This is a genomic window from Pseudomonas sp. HY7a-MNA-CIBAN-0227 (assembly GCF_040310325.1).
GTDB lineage: Bacteria > Pseudomonadota > Gammaproteobacteria > Pseudomonadales > Pseudomonadaceae > Aquipseudomonas.
In genome coordinates this window covers 139923-157659 of record NZ_JBEOPT010000001.1, presented here as the reverse complement: position 1 = coordinate 157659, position 17737 = coordinate 139923, and the positions used below count along the sequence as shown (strand labels likewise).

Annotated in this window: 16 protein-coding genes; 11 read left to right on the top strand and 5 right to left on the bottom strand. The window is 58.5% G+C overall.

The features are described from left to right. Positions 1–31: 31 nt before the first annotated feature. Positions 32–1348 carry a nucleotide sugar dehydrogenase gene (locus AAEZ06_RS00730; RefSeq protein WP_149410964.1) on the bottom strand — a complete coding sequence of 439 codons (1317 nt, stop codon included), beginning with the start codon at positions 1346–1348 and terminating at the stop codon, positions 32–34. 821 nt (positions 1349–2169) lie between these two features. Further along, a complete protein-coding gene (gene yaaA, locus AAEZ06_RS00725) occupies positions 2170–2949 on the bottom strand; it encodes a peroxide stress protein YaaA (protein WP_350612467.1) in 780 nt (259 codons plus the stop codon). Positions 2950–3069: 120 nt separating this feature from the next. Here yaaA and AAEZ06_RS00720 point away from each other — a divergent pair, with 120 nt between their 5' ends. The 5 genes from AAEZ06_RS00720 (at position 3070) to moaE (ending at position 7216) form a co-directional block, all read left to right on the top strand. After that, positions 3070–4194, top strand: a complete 1125-nt coding sequence (locus tag AAEZ06_RS00720) for a polysaccharide deacetylase family protein (RefSeq protein WP_350612465.1) — start codon at positions 3070–3072, stop codon at positions 4192–4194. A 347-nt stretch (positions 4195–4541) separates the two neighbouring features. Continuing rightward, positions 4542–5936, top strand: coding sequence for a PhoH family protein (locus AAEZ06_RS00715; protein ID WP_149410967.1), 1395 nt, complete (start codon positions 4542–4544; stop codon positions 5934–5936). Positions 5937–6051: 115 nt separating this feature from the next. Further along, a complete protein-coding gene (gene moaC, locus AAEZ06_RS00710; RefSeq protein ID WP_350612463.1) occupies positions 6052–6525 on the top strand; it encodes a cyclic pyranopterin monophosphate synthase MoaC in 474 nt (157 codons plus the stop codon). Further along, complete coding sequence (gene moaD / locus AAEZ06_RS00705) at positions 6522–6764, top strand: molybdopterin converting factor subunit 1 (RefSeq protein ID WP_149410969.1); 243 nt, start codon at positions 6522–6524, stop codon at positions 6762–6764. The genes moaC and moaD overlap by 4 nt, the downstream gene beginning before the upstream one ends. Before the next feature lie 2 nt (positions 6765–6766). After that, the gene (moaE, locus tag AAEZ06_RS00700; RefSeq protein WP_149410970.1) at positions 6767–7216 is read left to right on the top strand and encodes a molybdopterin synthase catalytic subunit MoaE; all 450 of its coding nucleotides are present in this window, start codon (positions 6767–6769) and stop codon (positions 7214–7216) included. Between the two features lie 68 nt (positions 7217–7284). Here moaE and AAEZ06_RS00695 read toward each other — a convergent pair whose 3' ends face one another. The 3 genes from AAEZ06_RS00695 to AAEZ06_RS00685 form a co-directional block, all read right to left on the bottom strand. Further along, positions 7285–8421 (bottom strand): NAD(P)/FAD-dependent oxidoreductase, encoded by a 1137-nt coding sequence (locus AAEZ06_RS00695; RefSeq protein ID WP_149410971.1) that lies wholly within the window; start codon positions 8419–8421, stop codon positions 7285–7287. A gap of 139 nt (positions 8422–8560) precedes the next feature. Beyond that, a complete protein-coding gene (gene rhlB / locus AAEZ06_RS00690; protein WP_350612460.1) occupies positions 8561–10036 on the bottom strand; it encodes an ATP-dependent RNA helicase RhlB in 1476 nt (491 codons plus the stop codon). A gap of 96 nt (positions 10037–10132) precedes the next feature. Then, positions 10133–10789, bottom strand: a complete 657-nt coding sequence (locus AAEZ06_RS00685; protein WP_149410973.1) for an alpha/beta hydrolase — start codon at positions 10787–10789, stop codon at positions 10133–10135. Between the two features lie 460 nt (positions 10790–11249). Between AAEZ06_RS00685 and AAEZ06_RS00680 the strand changes: the two genes are divergently transcribed. From AAEZ06_RS00680 to AAEZ06_RS00650, 6 genes are all read left to right on the top strand, one after another. Beyond that, positions 11250–12278, top strand: a complete 1029-nt coding sequence (locus tag AAEZ06_RS00680) for an amino acid ABC transporter substrate-binding protein (RefSeq protein ID WP_133099771.1) — start codon at positions 11250–11252, stop codon at positions 12276–12278. Between the two features lie 72 nt (positions 12279–12350). Continuing rightward, complete coding sequence (locus AAEZ06_RS00675; protein WP_149410974.1) at positions 12351–13532, top strand: amino acid ABC transporter permease; 1182 nt, start codon at positions 12351–12353, stop codon at positions 13530–13532. A gap of 10 nt (positions 13533–13542) precedes the next feature. After that, positions 13543–14640 (top strand): amino acid ABC transporter permease, encoded by a 1098-nt coding sequence (locus tag AAEZ06_RS00670; RefSeq protein ID WP_350612457.1) that lies wholly within the window; start codon positions 13543–13545, stop codon positions 14638–14640. 27 nt (positions 14641–14667) lie between these two features. Continuing rightward, the gene (locus tag AAEZ06_RS00665) at positions 14668–15432 is read left to right on the top strand and encodes an amino acid ABC transporter ATP-binding protein (protein ID WP_350612455.1); all 765 of its coding nucleotides are present in this window, start codon (positions 14668–14670) and stop codon (positions 15430–15432) included. A gap of 305 nt (positions 15433–15737) precedes the next feature. Beyond that, complete coding sequence (locus AAEZ06_RS00655) at positions 15738–16397, top strand: FadR/GntR family transcriptional regulator (protein ID WP_149410976.1); 660 nt, start codon at positions 15738–15740, stop codon at positions 16395–16397. Further along, entirely contained in the window at positions 16387–17712 is a 1326-nt protein-coding gene (locus tag AAEZ06_RS00650) for a CynX/NimT family MFS transporter (RefSeq protein ID WP_350612452.1), read from the top strand. Before AAEZ06_RS00655 ends, AAEZ06_RS00650 begins: the two co-directional genes overlap by 11 nt. The last annotated feature ends 25 nt before the right edge of the window (positions 17713–17737 follow it).

The following is a 17737-nucleotide window of genomic DNA, read 5'->3' as shown; positions in this document are numbered from 1 at the left end:
GCCGCTTGAAGCTTGCAGCTCGCTGCTGCTCTTACCAGCAAATACCTTCGGTACGGCCACTCACGCTGGTGGCTTTGGACATGAAACCGACCAGGTCGACCACTTGCTTGCCGTGGGGCGCGGTCTGGGCCAGGGCGCGGAATCTCTCGTCGCGGTTGCCGAGGACGATTACGTCGCAGTTGTTGATCACGTCGTCGAAGTCCGAGTTGAGCAGGGACGACACGTGGGGGATCTTCGACTCGATGTAATCCTTGTTGGCGCCGTGGACACGGGCGTACTCGACGTTACTGTCGTAGATGCTCAGGTCGAAGCCCTTGCCGATCAGCATTTCCGCCAGTTCCACCAGGGGGCTTTCGCGCAGGTCATCGGTGCCGGCCTTGAAGCTCAGGCCCAGCAGGGCAACCTTGCGCTTGTCGTGGCCGGAGATGATGTCGAAGGCGTTCTGCACCTGGGACTCGTTGCTGCGCATCAGCGAGTTGAGCAGTGGTGCTTCCACGTCCAGGGAACTGGCGCGGTAGGTCAGGGCGCGCACGTCCTTGGGCAGGCAGGAGCCGCCGAAGGCAAAGCCCGGACGCATGTAGTACTGGGACAGGTTGAGGGTCTTGTCCTGGCAGACCACTTCCATCACTTCGCGGCCATCGACACCCACTGCCTTGGCGATGTTGCCGATTTCGTTGGCGAAGGTAACTTTGGTCGCATGCCAGACGTTGCAGGTGTACTTGATCATCTCGGCGACGGCGATGTCCTTGCGGATGATCGGCGCGTCGAGCTCTTCGTACAGCGACTGCAGGACATCGCCGGAGGCTTTGTCGAATTCGCCGATGACGGTCATCGGTGGCAAGTCGTAGTCGGCGATGGCGGTGCTTTCACGTAGGAACTCAGGGTTGACCGCGACGCCGAAGTCGACGCCGGCTTTCTTGCCCGAGCAGTCTTCGAGTATCGGGATCACCACATTGGCCACGGTGCCCGGCAATACGGTGCTGCGCACCACGATGGTGTGGCGGGTGGTCTTGTCTCGCAGGACAAAACCGATCTCGCGGCACACCGCTTCGATGTAGTTGAGTTCCAGGTCGCCGTTCTTCTTGCTCGGCGTGCCGACGCAAATCATCGACAGGTCGGTATCGCGGATTGCGTCGGCGAAGTTGGTGGTGCCGCGCAGTCGGCCGGTTTTAATACCCTGGCTCAACAGTTCGCCCAGACCCGGTTCAACGATGGGGGATTTACCCGCATTGATCAGGTCGATCTTATCCTTGGAGATGTCTACGCCAATGACCTCATGGCCCCGTGCAGACAGGCAACCGGCACATACTGCGCCAACGTAACCCAAACCAAATATGCTGATGCGCATCGCATTTACCTCTGTGTTAATCATGCCATTAGATGGCCGGAGTTCATGTTTTAAGGCGTCACTCATGCACTAGGAAATGCAGCGAATAGACGCCCCATTGCCACGTACAGGCATATTAAAAATCGAGTGACCAACTAATGCACTCAAGTTGTGCGCAACTTGGCCTTGTTATTGGGGCTTGCCCTGAAATGCAGCCAGGCTTCCTTTTGGAATGCCTGGTGCCAGTGCCGCAAGGTTTCGATATTGACTATTAGGTCTTTAATATCAGAGCCTTGGGTTGTCTCACTGGCTCATACAGGTAAGCTCAGCCTTGGCCTTGTAGGGGATGGCTGTGAAGCCTTATCGCCCGTCCTCAACTAATCAGTTGATGGTTTGACCATCGAGCCAAAGTGTATGTGACAACTTTGCTACTTCCGTTGGTCGCTGTGTAAGTAATCTCGTACAAGGAAAGAGATAATCGTTACCGGTGGTATGAGCGGTGCTTTAGGACATAGTTCCTGGCCGCTCATCCTGTTTCCGGAAATTTCTTGAAATATTGAGAAAGATGGCACTGGTAGTGGAGTGATAGCACTTGCTGCTTTAGTCAGTAGTTGCAGGGAGTTGCGGGGTTTAAATGGTTTTGTGCCACTACTGATTTAAAAAAGTGGTGCCACTACAAAAAAAACTGACGAATGTCGAGTGAAAGAATCGTTATAAATTCTGAAGAATAATTTTTGACGCCAAATAAATGACGATTTTTCGCGACGGAAAGGGAGAGGAGAGGCTTTTGTGGAGAGGGCGCTTACCCGCTCTCCACAAGTTGTGCGTTGTCGGGGGTAGCCTTATTCTGGTGCGTGGTCGCGCAAAAACACCAGGTTATCCGGCTTGGACTGCTCGGCATTGAAGCGATAACCCTGGGCATCAAACTGCTTGAGCAAGGCCGGGTCGTTGATGCGTTCTTCAATCACAAAGCGGCTCATCATGCCTCGGGCCTTCTTGGCGTAGAAGCTGATGATCTTGTACTGACCGTTTTTCAGGTCCTTGAACTCGGTGTTGATGATCCGTGCGTTCAAGGCCGGGCGCTTGACCGCCGAGAAGTACTCGTTGGAGGCCAGGTTGAGCAAAACGTCATCGCCCTGTTCGACCAAGGCTTCGTTGAGCCACTCGCTGATACGGGTGCCCCAGAAGGCGTACAGGTCCTTGCCACGGGCGTTGGCCAGTTTGGTGCCCATCTCCAGCCTGTAAGGCATCATCAGGTCCAGGGGGCGCAGCAGGCCGTACAGGCCGGAGAGCATGCGCAGGTGATCCTGGGCGTAGGCGAAGTCGGCGTCCTTGAAGGTCTCGGCATTCAGGCCGGTGTAGACGTCGCCCTTGAACGCCAGCAACGCCTGTTTGGCGTTGGCCGGTGTGAAGGCTGGGGTCCAACTGCCGAAGCGTGCCGCGTTAAGGCCGCCAATCTTGTCGGAAACGTGCATCAGCTCGCTGATCTGCGCTGGGCTTAGCTCGCGCAATTGCTCGATCAGCTCCTGGGAGTGGTCGAGATATTGCGGCTGGGTAAAGCGCGGGGTCACCGGCGGTAACTCGAAATCGAGGGTTTTGGCTGGGGAAATCACCATCAGCATGAAGTCGTCTCCTGTAATCGTCGGGGGATTCTAGGGGCTGGGGCGGTTTGACTCCACCTATGATGCTGATAGGGGCTGATCGGCTATAGTGCCCGACGACTCTGGAGATGGAGACCCTCTGTGCGAATTGCGCTTTTGTTGTCAGCCTGGCTGGTGTGTCTGAATATCCAGGCGGCACCGGTGGATGTGGCCAGCCTGGACCGCAGCACCTGGCCCGAGAAATTGAGTAGCCCGGCGCTGTTCGATGTGGCATCCCGGGCGGAAATCCTGATGTTCGCCCGTGCCTTGCTGGTCAGCGAGGCCCTTGATGAGCCTGCCCTCAAACAGCGCCTGGGCCTGAAGATCATCAACCTGGGGTCCATCGACGACCTGCGCCGCCAGCTGTGGCAACGGCTGCTGGAAAACTACACGTTCGCCCAGCAAAGCTGTGAGCAGGACGCCTCGTTCTGCTACCTGGTGGAAAGCATGGACGACCTGCGTGAGCAGGCCAGCAAGTTCGAGGTCAGCGACAGCTCCTTCTACATAGGCTGGGCCGCGCCAAGCCGGGCTTTCCACGAGCGTTATCTGGATGAACAACTGCGAAAGGCCGCGCTGTTCCCGCAAATCAGCAGCGAAGTGGCGCGCTTCGGCGACCATGAGCGTAACGGCAATGAGCTGAACGACCGCCTGTTTTTGTTGACCTTCGACGGCGGCCCGGCGCCGACCAGCGGCAATACCGATTGGCTCGCCGACTACCTGCGCAAACAGAAAATGAACGCCACGTTTTTCGCCCTCGGCAACAGCCTGCAGATGCGACTGGAGAAAAGTTCGTCTGCCGATGTGCAGGCGCTTTATCAGGGCCAGTGTGTCGGCATCCAGGGCTGGCAGTACCGCTCCCACAGTCATTGGGTCGACTGGCAAAGTTCGATCACCCGCAGTGCCACGCTGGTGCAGAACCTGTTGCCGGAAAACTATGTGCCGTTGTTCCGGCCGCCGTATGGCCAGCGTCGCGCTGATGCCCAGGGTTTTTTCCAGTCTCAGGGGCTGCAAGTGGCGTTGTGGGACATCGATTCGGAGGATGAGGCGGGCAAACTCAAGGCCGATGAGTCCGGCCAGCGGGTACTGACGTTGATGCTGCTGTGGCGCCGTGGGGTGATTGTGTTCCATGACACTCAGGACAAGGCTCGAGTGGCGCTGCCCTGGCTGTTGCAGGCGACGGCTGAAAGTGGACTCGGCTGGCAGGATTGTCGCGAAGCGTTTCGCTGAAACGACAAGATGCCCGGCCCTGTTGGGGATGAGGGTTTTTCGGGGCGAAAACGGAAGAAATTTCGATACAGGCGGACTTCTGACTTTAACGGTGCATCGGACGCTCGCCTAGTGCTATTCGTCATCCTGAAAAATAAACTTCAAAAAAGCGTCAAAGTGCTTTTTTCTGTCATGGGTTTTGCGGTATTACGAAGACAGACAGCCGAAACCTGCAACACAGGTGGCGTCTTCCAAGACTCCTCTTGTGTGCAACGCACTTGACGTCCCTCAGGTGTGTTCGGTGGTCGAATCGAGGCGCAGCACTGTCACGGTATTGCGTCGACTGGCTCCCACAAAGGTGACCGAGTATGGATGATCATGGACGTAACCCTTCTTCCAACCAGCCAATCCTTTATGTGCTTGATACCAACGTATTGATCCACGATCCAAACGCGCTGCTTAATTTCGAAGAACACCACGTCGCCATCCCGATGATCGTGCTTGAGGAACTCGACAAACTTAAAAGCGGGCCTCACAGCGTTGCCGCCGAATGTCGCCAGGCCATCCGCTTGATCGACAAGACCCTGGGCGAAGCGTCACCCGCCGACGTCGAGGTGGGCGTACCGATCCAGCGCGGTAAAAGTGGGCCCAAGGGCTTGCTGTCGATTCTGATGAACAAGCGCAGCGAGCCCAACATCCTGTTGCCGGAAAATCTGAACGACAACAAAATCATCAACCAATTGATCGACCTGCACGCACGCGACAAGGACCTGCGTCTGGTGCTGGTGACCAAAGACATCAATATGCGCCTCAAGGCACGAGCGTGTGGGATCGCTGCCGAGGACTACAGTACCGATCAACTGGTCGACGATGTGTCGATGTTGTCCCGTGGTTATCACAACATGACCGGCTCGTTCTGGGATCGCGTCAGCAAGGTCGAAACCCGTCAGGACCATGGCCGCACCTGGCACCAGGTACAACTGATCGACAACCTGCCGGCCGTGCACATCAACGAATTCATCATCGACGAACAGGGCTTTGTCGGCTGGATCAAGGAGATCCAGGTCGATAAATTGCTGATCCTCGACCTGCATCAGGAACCCCTGTTGCACCAGGAAGCCTGGGGCCTGAAACCGCGTGACATTTACCAGAGCCTGGCGCTGTATGCCCTGCTCGATCCGGACATCCACCTGGTCAACCTGACCGGCGCCGCAGGCTCGGGGAAAACCATCCTCGCCCTGGCCGCCGCCATCGAGCAGACCATGGTCACCAAGCGTTATCGCCGCATCATCGCCACCCGCAGCGTGCAGGGCCTGGACCAGGAAATCGGTTTCCTGCCCGGCACCGAGGCGGAAAAAATGGAGCCGTGGCTGGGGGCGATCACCGACAACCTCGAAGCCTTGCACATGGATGACGAAAACACCCATGGCAGCGTCGACTACATCCTCAGCAAAGTGCCGTTGCAGTTCAAATCCCTCAACTACATCCGGGGTCGCAGCTTCCAGCAAAGCCTGATTTTGATCGATGAATGCCAGAACCTTACGCCGCACCAGATGAAAACCATCATCACCCGTGCCGGCGCTGGCTCTAAAGTGGTGTGCCTGGGCAACCTGGCACAAATCGACACCCCTTACCTGTCCGCGACCAGCTCCGGGCTGACCTACCTGACGGAACGCTTCAAGGACTTCCCCAACGGCGTGCACATCGCCCTGCAAGGGGTTCCACGTTCGATTCTGGCGGAATACGCCGAATCCCATCTGTAACACCAACTGCAACCGGGCGACGATGCTGTCGCCCGATTTCTACTGCGACATAAACGCGCGTACGCAAAATTGACCTACAGGTTTACAATCCCTGCTTCTGATCAGGAGTATCCCTGTGCTAACTCATCTCGATTCCCAAGGACGCGCCCACATGGTCGACGTCACTGAAAAAACCGTGACGTTCCGTGAAGCGGTGGCCGAAGCGCGGGTGCGTATGCTGCCCGGCACCCTGAAAATGATCGTCGACGGCGCCCACCCCAAGGGCGACGTGTTCGCCGTGGCGCGGATCGCCGGGATCCAGGCGGCGAAGAAGACCAGTGATTTGATCCCCCTGTGTCACCCGCTGATGCTCACTGGCGTCAAGGTTGAACTCAGTGCCGAAGGCGACGACGCGGTACATATCGTCGCCCGCTGCAAGCTGTCCGGCCAGACTGGCGTGGAGATGGAAGCGCTGACCGCGGCCAGTGTCGCTGCCCTGACGATCTACGATATGTGCAAGGCCGTGGACCGTGGCATGACCATCGAAAGTATTCGCCTGCTGGAAAAACTCGGCGGCAAAAGTGGGCATTTCAAGGCGGATGAACAATGAGTATCACAGTGCTGTTTTTTGCCCGCTACCGCGAAGCCGTGGATCTGGACTCGCTGGAGGTCGAAGGCGATTTTGCCACGGTTGAGGCCGTGCGCCAGGCGTTGGCAGCAGATCCCGAATTTGAAGTGCTCAACGAAACCGGTTTGATGTGCGCTCGCAATGAAGAGCTTTGCTCGCTCGACGAGCCGCTGGCTGACGGCGATGAAGTGGCCTTTTTCCCCCCAGTGACCGGAGGCTAAGCATGGCGATTCGTGTGCAGGCCCAGCCCTTTGATCCAGGCGCGGAAGTCAACGCCATGCACGCGGCTAACGTTGGTGTTGGCGCGGTGGTGAGTTTTGTCGGTTACGTGCGCGACTTCAACGACGGCCTCGATGTGGCGGGAATGTTCCTGGAGCACTATCCAGGCATGACCGAAAAGGCCCTCGGCAAGATCGCCGTGGAGGCTGAACAACGCTGGCCGTTGCTCAAACTGGAAGTGTTGCACCGCATCGGCGCCTTGGAGCCCGGCGAACCTATTGTTTTCGTTGCCGCTGCCAGTGCTCATCGCCAGGCGGCCTTTGATGCCTGCGCGTTTGTGATGGACTACCTGAAGACGCGTGCGCCGTTCTGGAAGAAAGAAAACACCAACGAAGGGGCGCGCTGGGTGGAAGGGCGCGACAGCGATCATGCTGCGGCCGATCGCTGGAAATAAATAGTGGGTGCTGTACTTGTGGTGAGTGGGCTTGTTGTGTCGATCCGACAAGCCCGTTCGCCACAGGGTTATTCTGAGGTTTTCAGCCTGTGTGGCGACAACATCGCCTCCGTCAACCCAAACCCTGCCAGTGCCTGCGGCAACTTCTCACCCCGCACTAGCGCCGCACTGGCCTGACCCATGGCTGGCGATGTTTGAATCCCATAACCACCCTGAGCGGCAACCCAGAACAACCCCTCCACCTGCGGATCAAACCCGCACACCAGGTCCCCATCACTGACAAAACTGCGCAACCCGGCCCACGTTCGTGTCGGGCGGCGGATAGTCAGGGTGGTGGCTTCTTCGATCTGATAGATGCCCATGGCAATGTCCAGCTCTTCAGGCTGCACATCATGGGGCTCGACGGGGTCGGCATTGGCCGGTGAGCCGAGGAACATGCCCGCGTCGGGTTTCATATAGAACGAACCGTCGAGGGCCGCCAACTCCGGCCAGGAATGGATGTCTAGTTCGGGAGGAGGCGCGAAGATGAATGCGCTACGCCGCTTGGGTTGCAGGCCGATTTTTCGGGCACCGGCCAGTTCGCCGAGAGTATCGGCCCATGCGCCAGCGGCATTGATAATAACCGGGGCGCTGAAGCGTTGTTGTGAGGTGCGGATCAGCCACTGACCCTGGCTGTCGCGGGTCAGTTGCAGCACCTCATTGTCGGTGTGGATTTCACCGCCATTGCGCCGAATGCCACGCAAGTAACCCTGATACAGCGCGTCGGTATCGATGTCACAGACCGTCGGATCGTAAATTCCTCCATGGACCTTCTCCCGGCGCAGGATCGGCATCATGGCCATCGACTCCTCGACGTCGAGCAGCTGTGTTTCGGGCACCAGGGCCTTAGCACTCAGGTATTGGCGCTGCAACTCAGCGGGATCGCCAATCAAGTCCACCAGCAATTCACCACGAGGCGTGAGCAGTGGATGCTCGGCGAAACCTGTGGGCGGGTGATCGAAGAAGGCGCGGCTGCCGAGGGTGAGGGCACGCACTTGGGGCGTACCGTAGGCAGCGATATACAGGGCGGCCGAGCGGCCGGTGGAGTGGTAACCCGGCAGCGATTCGCGCTCCAGCACGATGACGCGGGCATGTTGCGACAGCCAGTAACCGGCGGAGGCCCCAGCGATTCCACCGCCGATAATGATGTAGTCGGCCTGGTTCATGTGTTCCTCCTTGAAGGCTCTTCTGTAGGAGCGAGCTTGCTCGCGAAAAACTCAAGGGCACCGCGTTTATCCAGGATGCACGCGTTATCGTTAACGTTTTTCGCGAGCAAGCTCGCTCCTACAGAAAGCGGCGTAGTCCTTAAGGGCGTTTGCGCTCTACGGCTCGCAACAAATGCGTGGTCGGCGTTTCGCAACTGATCTTGCGGCCCAGCAGGGTTTCGATCGACGGCAACTGATAGGAGTCATCTTCACCGGCAAAGCTGATGGACACGCCTGCGGCACCTGCGCGACCGGTACGGCCGATGCGGTGTACGTAGTCGTCCGGTACTTCCGGCAGGGTGAAGTTGATCACGTGGCTGATGCCTTCGATATGAATCCCACGGCCAGCCACGTCGGTGGCTACCAGCACGCGAATCTTGCCTTCGCGAAAACCTTCCAGCGTCTTGATACGCTTGTGCTGCGGTACGTCGCCGGACAATTGCGCAGCGTTGACGCCGTCACGCACCAGGCGCTCTTCGATGCGCCGCACTTCGTCCTTGCGGTTGGCAAAGACCATGACCCGTTCCCAGCCGTTGTCGTTGATCAGGTTGTAGAGCAACTTGTACTTGTCGGCGCCGGCAACGGCGTAGATGTGCTGTTCGACGTTTTCGCTGGCAACGTTCAGCGCTTCGATCTCGACGATGGACGGCTCAGTGGTCCACTGCTTGGCGAGGTTCATCACGTCTTCGGTGAAGGTCGCTGAGAACAGCAGGGTCTGGCGTTCGTCTTTCGGCGGGGTCTGGCGAATGATCTGACGCACTTGCGGGATGAAACCCATGTCGAGCATGCGGTCGGCTTCGTCCAGCACCATCACTTCGACCATGTCCAGGTGCACGTCGCCGCGCTGGTTGAAGTCCAGCAAACGGCCCGGTGTGGCTACCAGGATGTCGCAGTGGCGCGCTTCCAGGTGCTTGAGCTGTTTGTCGAAGTCCATGCCGCCCACGAACGTCATGACGTTGAGGCCGGTGTACTTGGTCAGGTCGGCGGCGTCCTTGGCGATCTGCACCACCAGCTCCCGGGTCGGGGCGATGATCAGCGCACGGGGCTCGCCCATGTAGCGCTCTTTGGGCGGCGGGGTTTGCAGCAGCTGAGTGATGATCGAGATCAGGAACGCGGCGGTCTTGCCGGTGCCGGTCTGCGCGCGACCGATGGCGTCTTTACCCGCCAGGGTGAAACCCAGTACTTGCGCCTGGATCGGTGTGCAGTACGGGAAACCCAGATCCTGGATGGCGTGCATCAGTTCCGGGGCGAGTTTGAAGTCGTGGAAACGGGTTTTGCCTTCCTGTGGTTCGACTGCGAAGTCTTCTAGTTTCCAGGGAATGACCATAGGTTTGGGCGCTCGCTCGCGGCGAGGCTTCTCCTGGAGTGGCTTCTCAGCGGGCTGTTCTTGCGCTGTTTCAATCGTGGCGGGTGTGGTCACCGGCTCTTTTTTTGGCGAGGCAACAGGTGCGGTCCGGCCAGGCTGCTGACCGTCATTGCGGCTGCCTTGAACGTGGGCGTGGGCACTGGAACCAGGCGCGAGCTGCTCAGCCTCGCTTTTACCGAACATTTTCTTGAGTGCTTTGAGCACGGTCATCTCATCAATTGGTTAAGGAATGTACGCCGGCCAGTGTAATGCAAGAATCGGGCGCGGCGTAGTGCGTTGGTCATACGGCTACACAATGTGTGGTTTTCAGCCCAAATGAGTGGTCAACCAGGCACCGATATCGCGTATCTCCTCGGGTAACACTTCGTGGCCCATTGGGTATTCCTGCCATGTCACGGTGACACCACGGGACTTCAAGTGCTCATAGGCGCTGCGGCCCATGGCGTTCTGTACCACGTCGTCGTACTGACCATGTAGGCACAGCACGGGAATACGCTGTTGGCTGGCAGATAATTGCAGCTCGTCGCTGAAGGTCGGTGCGTAAGTGGAGAGGGCAAGTACGCCACCCAAGGCACCCTGCCATTTCAGGAAGGCTGCGTGTAATACCACTGCGCCGCCTTGGGAAAAACCGGCGAGAAAAATTCGCGAAGGGTCTATTCCGCTGGTTTTTTGCTCTTCGATCAAGTCGGTGACCATTTTCGCCGACTCATCAAGCTGTTCGCGGCTGATGGCCCGGGCCGGGCTCATGGCCAGAATGTCGTACCAACTGGGCATTTCATAGCCGCCGTTGATGGTCACCGCGCGAGTCGGTGCCTGGGGCAAAACGAGGCGTGTGGTCAGCAATGTTTCCTGCAGGGCTTCGGCTACCGGCAGAAAGTCGTAGCGATCGGCACCCAGGCCATGCAACCAGATAACGCAGGCGTCTGCGGGCTTGGCGGGCTGAAGAATCAAGGGTTCGGTCATGTCTGCTCCATTAATGTGCGCTCGCTCCGATTGGGTGCGTCGGGACGGTGCGCAGTCGGTTAATCAGTTAAGAAGATGTCGCAAGGTTGAATCTTTTGCTCTTGACCTGCGGCTGAATCGCTTTAGCCGTCACTGTGGTACGGCGCTTGCTATGCAGAAGCTGAGGTCAGCTCTCTCTTACGGCGGTAACACTATCAGTCACAACCGTATGGGGGATAGCAAGACCATTGATGGACGTTTGCCACTGCCTGTTACGGGCTTCGCAAACATGAAAGGGCTATCGCCCGTTCGGCTGTTTAGTGAGGGCAAGACGATCCATTGATGGACTTTCTCCTACTGGACTTATAGCGACAGCCTGATGCCGTTTGACCCCAAAAAAAGCCAACACGGGTCGATTTCGCCTCAAAAGGGTGCGGCAGGGCTCAAGCTCCGACACAACAAGAGCAAACTGGAGGTTTGAATGAAGGTATTGAAATCCACCCTGGCCATCGTGACCGCGGCCGCCGTATTGGGTGTCAGTGGTTTCGCCCAGGCCGGCGCCACTCTGGATGCCGTGCAGAAGAAAGGCTTTGTGCAATGTGGCGTGAGCGACGGTTTGCCGGGCTTCTCGGTACCGGATGCCAGCGGCAAGATCCTCGGGATCGACGCTGACATTTGCCGTGCCGTGGCCGCTGCCGTTTTCGGCGACGCAACCAAGGTCAAATTCAGCCAGTTGAATGCCAAGGAGCGTTTCACCGCGCTTCAGTCCGGCGAAGTTGACGTGTTGTCGCGTAATACCACCTGGACCAGTTCCCGGGATTCGGGCATGGGCCTGGTGTTCGCTGGCGTGACTTACTACGACGGCATCGGCTTCCTGGTAAACAACAAGCTGGGCGTGAAAAGTGCCAAGGAACTGGACGGCGCGACCATCTGCATCCAGGCCGGTACCACCACTGAGCTGAACGTTTCCGACTACTTCCGTGGCAACAACCTCAAGTACACCCCGATCACCTTCGACACCTCCGACGAAAGCGCCAAGTCGCTGGAATCCGGTCGTTGCGACGTGTTGACCTCGGACAAATCCCAGCTCTACGCACAACGCAGCAAGCTGGCGTCCCCTGGCGACTACGTGGTTCTGCCGGAAACCATCTCCAAGGAGCCTCTGGGCCCGGTCGTGCGTAAAGGCGACGAAGAGTGGTTCAGCATCGTCAAGTGGACCCTGTTCGCCATGCTCAACGCCGAAGAAGCCGGTATCACTTCGAAAAACGTTGAAGCCGAAGCCAAATCCACCAAGAACCCTGACGTCGCTCGTCTGCTGGGCGCCGACGGTGAATACGGCAAGGACCTGAAGGTTCGCAAGGACTGGGTCGTGCAGATCGTCAAGCAAGTGGGTAACTACGGCGAAGTGTTCGAGAAGAACCTGGGCAAGAACACCCCTCTGGCTATCGACCGTGGCTTGAACGCGCTGTGGAACAACGGCGGCATTCAATACGCACCACCTGTGCGCTGATCGCTGATGGTTCTATCACCCGGTGGGCCAACCGCCGGGTGATGTTCTGTACCATTATTTCTGGGGCACTTCATGCAAAATCAAATCGGCGCACCAAAGCAGAAGCTCAGCTTCAGCGATCCAAAAGTGCGTGCGTGGCTATTTCAGATCATCACCATTGTCGCGGTGGTCTCGCTGGGCTGGTACCTGTTCAACAACACGCAAACCAACCTTCAGCACCGGGGCATTACCTCGGGTTTTGACTTCCTTGAGCGCAGTGCCGGCTTCGGCATCGCTCAGCATCTGATCGACTACACGGAATCGGACAGCTACGCCCGGGTCTTTGTGATCGGCCTGCTCAACACCTTGCTGGTGACCGTTATCGGCGTGGTCCTGGCGACCCTCCTCGGTTTCATTATTGGTGTGGCGCGGCTGTCGCCGAACTGGATCATCAGCAAACTGGCGACTGTGTATGTGGAAGTGTTCCGCAACATCCCGCCGCTGCTGCAAATCCTGTTCTGGTACTTCGCGGTGTTCCTGACCATGCCGGGGCCGCGTAACAGTCATAACTTCGGTGACACCTTCTTTGTCAGCAGTCGTGGCCTGAACATGCCGGCCGCCATTGCGGCGGACGGATTCTGGCCGTTCGTGGTCAGCGTTGTGGTGGCGATCATCGCCATCGTGCTGATGACCCGCTGGGCCAACAAGCGCTTTGAAGCCACTGGCGTGCCGTTCCACAAGTTCTGGGTGGGCCTGGGCCTGATCCTGGTGATGCCTGCATTGTGCGCGTTGTTGTTCGGTGCACCGGTGCATTGGGAAATGCCGGAACTCAAGGGCTTCAACTTCGTTGGCGGCTGGGTGTTGATTCCAGAACTGCTGGCGCTGACCCTGGCCCTGACGGTGTACACCGCGGCGTTTATCGCCGAGATCGTGCGCTCCGGGATCAAGTCGGTCAGCCACGGCCAGACCGAAGCAGCCCGCTCCCTGGGCCTGCGCCCTGGCCCAACGTTGCGCAAAGTCATCATTCCGCAAGCGTTGCGGGTGATCATTCCGCCGCTGACCAGCCAATACCTGAACCTGGCGAAAAACTCGTCTCTGGCGGCCGGTATCGGTTACCCGGAAATGGTTTCGTTGTTTGCCGGCACGGTGCTCAACCAGACCGGCCAGGCCATCGAAGTCATTGCTATCACCATGAGCGTGTACTTGGCGATCAGCATCAGCATTTCCCTGCTGATGAACTGGTACAACAAGCGCATTGCGCTGATCGAGCGGTGAGGAAACGCCCATGAGTACGCATACTTTCAAACCCGATATGCCGCCACCGAGCAAAGTTTTCGGGCCGATGGCGTGGATACGCGCCAACATGTTTTCCAGCTGGCTCAATAGCCTGCTGACGCTGTTGGCGTTCTACCTGATCTACCTGGTGGTGCCACCGATTCTCAGCTGGGCAATCATCGACGCTAACTGGGTCGGTACTACCCGCGCCGACTGCACCAAGGAGGGCGCCTGCTGGGTGTTTATCCAACAGCGCTTCGGGCAGTTCATGTACGGCTACTACCCCAGCGAGTTGCGCTGGCGTGTGGACATGACTGTGTGGCTGGCCATCGTTGGCGTGGCGCCGCTGTTTATCTCGCGCTTTCAACGCAAGGCAGTCTACGGCCTGAGTTTTTTGGTGCTGTATCCGATCATTGCCTACTTCCTGCTGCATGGCGGGATCTTCGGCCTGACCAACGTGGCGACCAGCCAATGGGGCGGCCTGATGCTGACTCTGGTGATCGCCACCGTCGGTATCGCCGGGGCCTTGCCGTTGGGCATCCTGCTGGCGTTGGGGCGACGCTCGAACATGCCGGCGATTCGGGTGGTCTGCGTGACCTTCATCGAGTTCTGGCGCGGCGTGCCATTGATCACCGTGCTGTTCATGTCTTCGGTGATGTTGCCGCTGTTCCTGCCTGAAGGCATGGGCATCGACAAGTTGCTGCGGGCCTTGATCGGCGTGATCCTGTTCCAGTCGGCCTATGTCGCTGAAGTAGTGCGCGGTGGTTTACAGGCGATTCCCAAGGGTCAGTACGAAGCGGCTGCGGCGATGGGCCTGGGCTACTGGCGCAGCATGGGCCTGGTGATCTTGCCCCAGGCGTTGAAGATGGTGATTCCGGGCATCGTCAACACCTTCATTGCGCTGTTCAAGGACACGAGCCTGGTGATCATCATCGGCCTGTTCGACTTGCTCAACAGCGTCAAGCAAGCCGCCGCTGACCCGAAATGGTTGGGGATGGCCACCGAAGGCTACGTGTTCGCGGCCCTGGTGTTCTGGATTTTCTGTTTTGGTATGTCTCGCTATTCCATTCATTTGGAACACAAGCTGGACACAGGCCACAAGCGCTAAGGCTGTACCTAATTTAGGAATTAAGTGATGAGCGAAGCGATCAAACAGCCTGCAAGCCCTGAAGGCATTATCCAGATGCAGGGCGTCAACAAGTGGTACGGCCAGTTCCATGTGTTGAAAGATATCAATCTCAACGTCAAGCAGGGCGAGCGTATCGTGCTGTGTGGCCCGTCGGGTTCCGGCAAGTCCACCACCATCCGCTGCCTTAACCGCCTGGAAGAACACCAGCAAGGCCGCATCGTGGTCGATGGCGTGGAGCTGACCAACGACCTCAAGCAGATCGAAACGGTCCGCCGTGAAGTCGGCATGGTGTTCCAGCACTTCAACCTGTTCCCGCACCTGACCATCCTGCAAAACTGCACGCTGGCGCCGATGTGGGTGCGCAAGATGCCCAAGCGCAAGGCTGAAGAAATTGCCATGCATTACCTGGAGCGCGTGCGCATTCCGGAGCAGGCCTACAAGTTCCCGGGGCAACTGTCCGGCGGCCAGCAACAGCGCGTGGCGATTGCCCGGGCGCTGTGCATGAAGCCGAAAATCATGCTGTTCGATGAGCCGACGTCGGCACTCGATCCGGAAATGGTGAAAGAGGTGCTGGACACCATGATCGGCCTGGCTGAAGACGGCATGACCATGCTCTGCGTAACCCACGAGATGGGCTTTGCCCGTACTGTGGCGAACCGGGTGATCTTCATGGACAAGGGTGAGATCGTTGAACAGGCGGCGCCGAATGACTTCTTCGATAATCCGCAGAATGATCGGACCAAGTTGTTCTTGAGCCAGATTCTGCATTGATCTGTGGATGATACTTAAAAGTAAACCCGGCCTAGTGCCGGGTTTATTGTTTGGGGCTCAGGAAACCGTGAGGTTTTCATGTTCCTTGTGCTCGGTGTATTTGAAGGTTCCCCGCACTTCTGGAATTCCCCGCCAGAAAGATCATCGATACGCCGCTCCATGCCTTTGACGCTAATGGTTGCGCAGCGACCCTTGAAACCCGTCATGGCGTTGTCACGTAAACAACCCTAGTACGTTGCCCTTGTAGGTAAGTCTGACTACCATGCAGGGAAATTCATCCTATGATTGGATGAAAGGCGAATCCTATGACAGACATTGCTCCACTGATAAAACGCTCCCTGGTTGATCAGGCCCTGGAGCAACTGCGCCAGCGTATCAACCAGGGGAAATGGGCGATCGGCGAGCGCCTGCCTACCGAACCCGAGCTGTCCGCCGAACTGGGCATCAGCCGCAATACCGTGCGCGAGGCCATGCGCGTGCTGGCGTTTTGCGGGTTGATCGAGATTCGCCAGGGCGATGGCAGTTACCTGCGCTCAATGACCGACCCGCTGGGGGCGATGAAAGCCTTGTCCCACTGCTCTCTGGCCCAGGCCCAGGAGACGCGGCAGATTCTCGAAGTCGAAGCCATAGGCCTGGCTGCGCTACGCCGTACCGATGAAGACCTACACGCCCTGCGCCTGGCATTAAGCGCCAGCGGCGAGCATTACCACGGCGATCTGGAGCACTACATCAGCTGCGATCTGGTGTTCCACAAACGCCTGGTGGACGCCGCCCACAACCCCGCCTTGAGCGAGCTGTACCAGTACTTCTCCAGCATCGTCGGCGCCCAGTTGCGCCAAACCCTCAATATCAAACCTCGCCGCCAATCGGTGTTCGACCTGCATGCCGAGCTGCTCGATGCGGTGGAGCAACAGGACCCGGAACGTGCCAAGGCCCTTTGCCGGCAGTTGATCAATGAACCTTGAAGCCGAGAACATCATGTTCAGTACAGAAAAGCGCCGTACAGAAAAGCTCCGGCCTGAAAATACCCCGCGCAAGGCCGAGCTGGAAGAGCTGCTGATCGATGCCGAAGCCGATGATGACGAGGTTCAGCACAATCATCCGCTGGTGAGTCGCCCCTGGCTGTTGCTGCTGGGCTTGATCCTGGTGGCGCTGAACTTGCGTCCGGCGTTGTCGAGCATGTCGCCCTTGCTCAGCGAAGTGTCCGTCAGCCTCGGCCTGTCGGCGGCCAAGGCTGGTCTGCTGACCACTTTGCCGGTGTTGTGCCTGGGGCTGTTCGCGCCGCTGGCGCCAATCCTCGCCCGGCGTTTTGGTGCCGAGCGGGTGGTGTTGGGGATTTTGCTGACCCTGGCTTGCGGCATCATCCTGCGCAGTTCCTTCGGCGAAGTCGGATTGTTTGCTGGCAGCCTGCTGGCCGGCGCCAGCATCGGCATCATCGGCGTGCTATTGCCCGGTATCGTCAAGCGTGACTTCGCCAAGCAGGCGGGAACCATGACTGGCGTCTACACCATGGCCCTGTGCCTGGGGGCGGCGCTGGCGGCCGGTGCCACTGTGCCGTTGAGCCAGTATTTTGGTGATAGCTGGGCCATCGGCCTGGGTTTCTGGATTCTTCCGGCGTTGGTGGCTGCACTGTTCTGGCTGCCCCAGGTTGGCCAGAAACACGGCGCCCACCACGTGGCCTATCGCGTGCGCGGCTTGCTGCGTGATCCGCTGGCCTGGCAGGTGACGTTGTACATGGGGCTGCAATCGTCCCTGGCCTACATCGTATTTGGCTGGTTGCCGTCGATCCTGATCGGTCGTGGCTTGACGGCGACCCAGGCAGGCCTGGTGCTTTCAGGTTCGGTGCTCGTGCAACTGGCCAGCTCCCTGGCGGCGCCTTGGTTGGCTACGCGCGGCAAGGACCAGCGCCTGGCTATCGTGGTGGTGATGCTGCTGACCCTCGGCGGCCTGTTCGGTTGCCTGTATGCACCGCTGGACGGTTTGTGGGGCTGGGCGATTCTGCTGGGCCTGGGGCAGGGTGGTACGTTCAGCCTGGCGCTGACTTTGATTGTGCTGCGCTCGCGGGACTCCCACGTGGCGGCCAACTTGTCGAGCATGGCCCAGGGATTTGGCTACACCCTGGCGTCCCTCGGCCCCTTCGCGGTCGGCCTGGTGCATGACTGGACCGGCGGCTGGGCGGCCGTGGGCTGGATTTTCGCGGTGATCGGTCTCGGTGCGATCATTGCGGGCCTCGGCGCCGGGCGTGCGTTGTATGTGCAAGTCACCAGCGAGAAGCTCTGAACCTACAGATAGACCACTTCCAGTG

What these genes read in the sequence shown, in the direction of transcription:
- moaD (WP_149410969.1), top strand. Translation starts at nt 6,522, where the DNA reads ATGAGTATCACAGTGCTGTTTTTTGCCCGCTACCGCGAAGCCGTGGAT.
- yaaA (WP_350612467.1), bottom strand. Translation starts at nt 2,949, where the DNA reads ATGCTGATGGTGATTTCCCCAGCCAAAACCCTCGATTTCGAGTTACCG.
- AAEZ06_RS00670 (WP_350612457.1), top strand. Translation starts at nt 13,543, where the DNA reads ATGAGTACGCATACTTTCAAACCCGATATGCCGCCACCGAGCAAAGTT.
- AAEZ06_RS00715 (WP_149410967.1), top strand. Translation starts at nt 4,542, where the DNA reads ATGGATGATCATGGACGTAACCCTTCTTCCAACCAGCCAATCCTTTAT.
- AAEZ06_RS00730 (WP_149410964.1), bottom strand. Translation starts at nt 1,348, where the DNA reads ATGCGCATCAGCATATTTGGTTTGGGTTACGTTGGCGCAGTATGTGCC.
- AAEZ06_RS00675 (WP_149410974.1), top strand. Translation starts at nt 12,351, where the DNA reads ATGCAAAATCAAATCGGCGCACCAAAGCAGAAGCTCAGCTTCAGCGAT.
- AAEZ06_RS00650 (WP_350612452.1), top strand. Translation starts at nt 16,387, where the DNA reads ATGAACCTTGAAGCCGAGAACATCATGTTCAGTACAGAAAAGCGCCGT.
- rhlB (WP_350612460.1), bottom strand. Translation starts at nt 10,036, where the DNA reads ATGACCGTGCTCAAAGCACTCAAGAAAATGTTCGGTAAAAGCGAGGCT.
- AAEZ06_RS00680 (WP_133099771.1), top strand. Translation starts at nt 11,250, where the DNA reads ATGAAGGTATTGAAATCCACCCTGGCCATCGTGACCGCGGCCGCCGTA.
- moaE (WP_149410970.1), top strand. Translation starts at nt 6,767, where the DNA reads ATGGCGATTCGTGTGCAGGCCCAGCCCTTTGATCCAGGCGCGGAAGTC.
- AAEZ06_RS00665 (WP_350612455.1), top strand. Translation starts at nt 14,668, where the DNA reads ATGAGCGAAGCGATCAAACAGCCTGCAAGCCCTGAAGGCATTATCCAG.
- AAEZ06_RS00685 (WP_149410973.1), bottom strand. Translation starts at nt 10,789, where the DNA reads ATGACCGAACCCTTGATTCTTCAGCCCGCCAAGCCCGCAGACGCCTGC.
- AAEZ06_RS00655 (WP_149410976.1), top strand. Translation starts at nt 15,738, where the DNA reads ATGACAGACATTGCTCCACTGATAAAACGCTCCCTGGTTGATCAGGCC.
- AAEZ06_RS00695 (WP_149410971.1), bottom strand. Translation starts at nt 8,421, where the DNA reads ATGAACCAGGCCGACTACATCATTATCGGCGGTGGAATCGCTGGGGCC.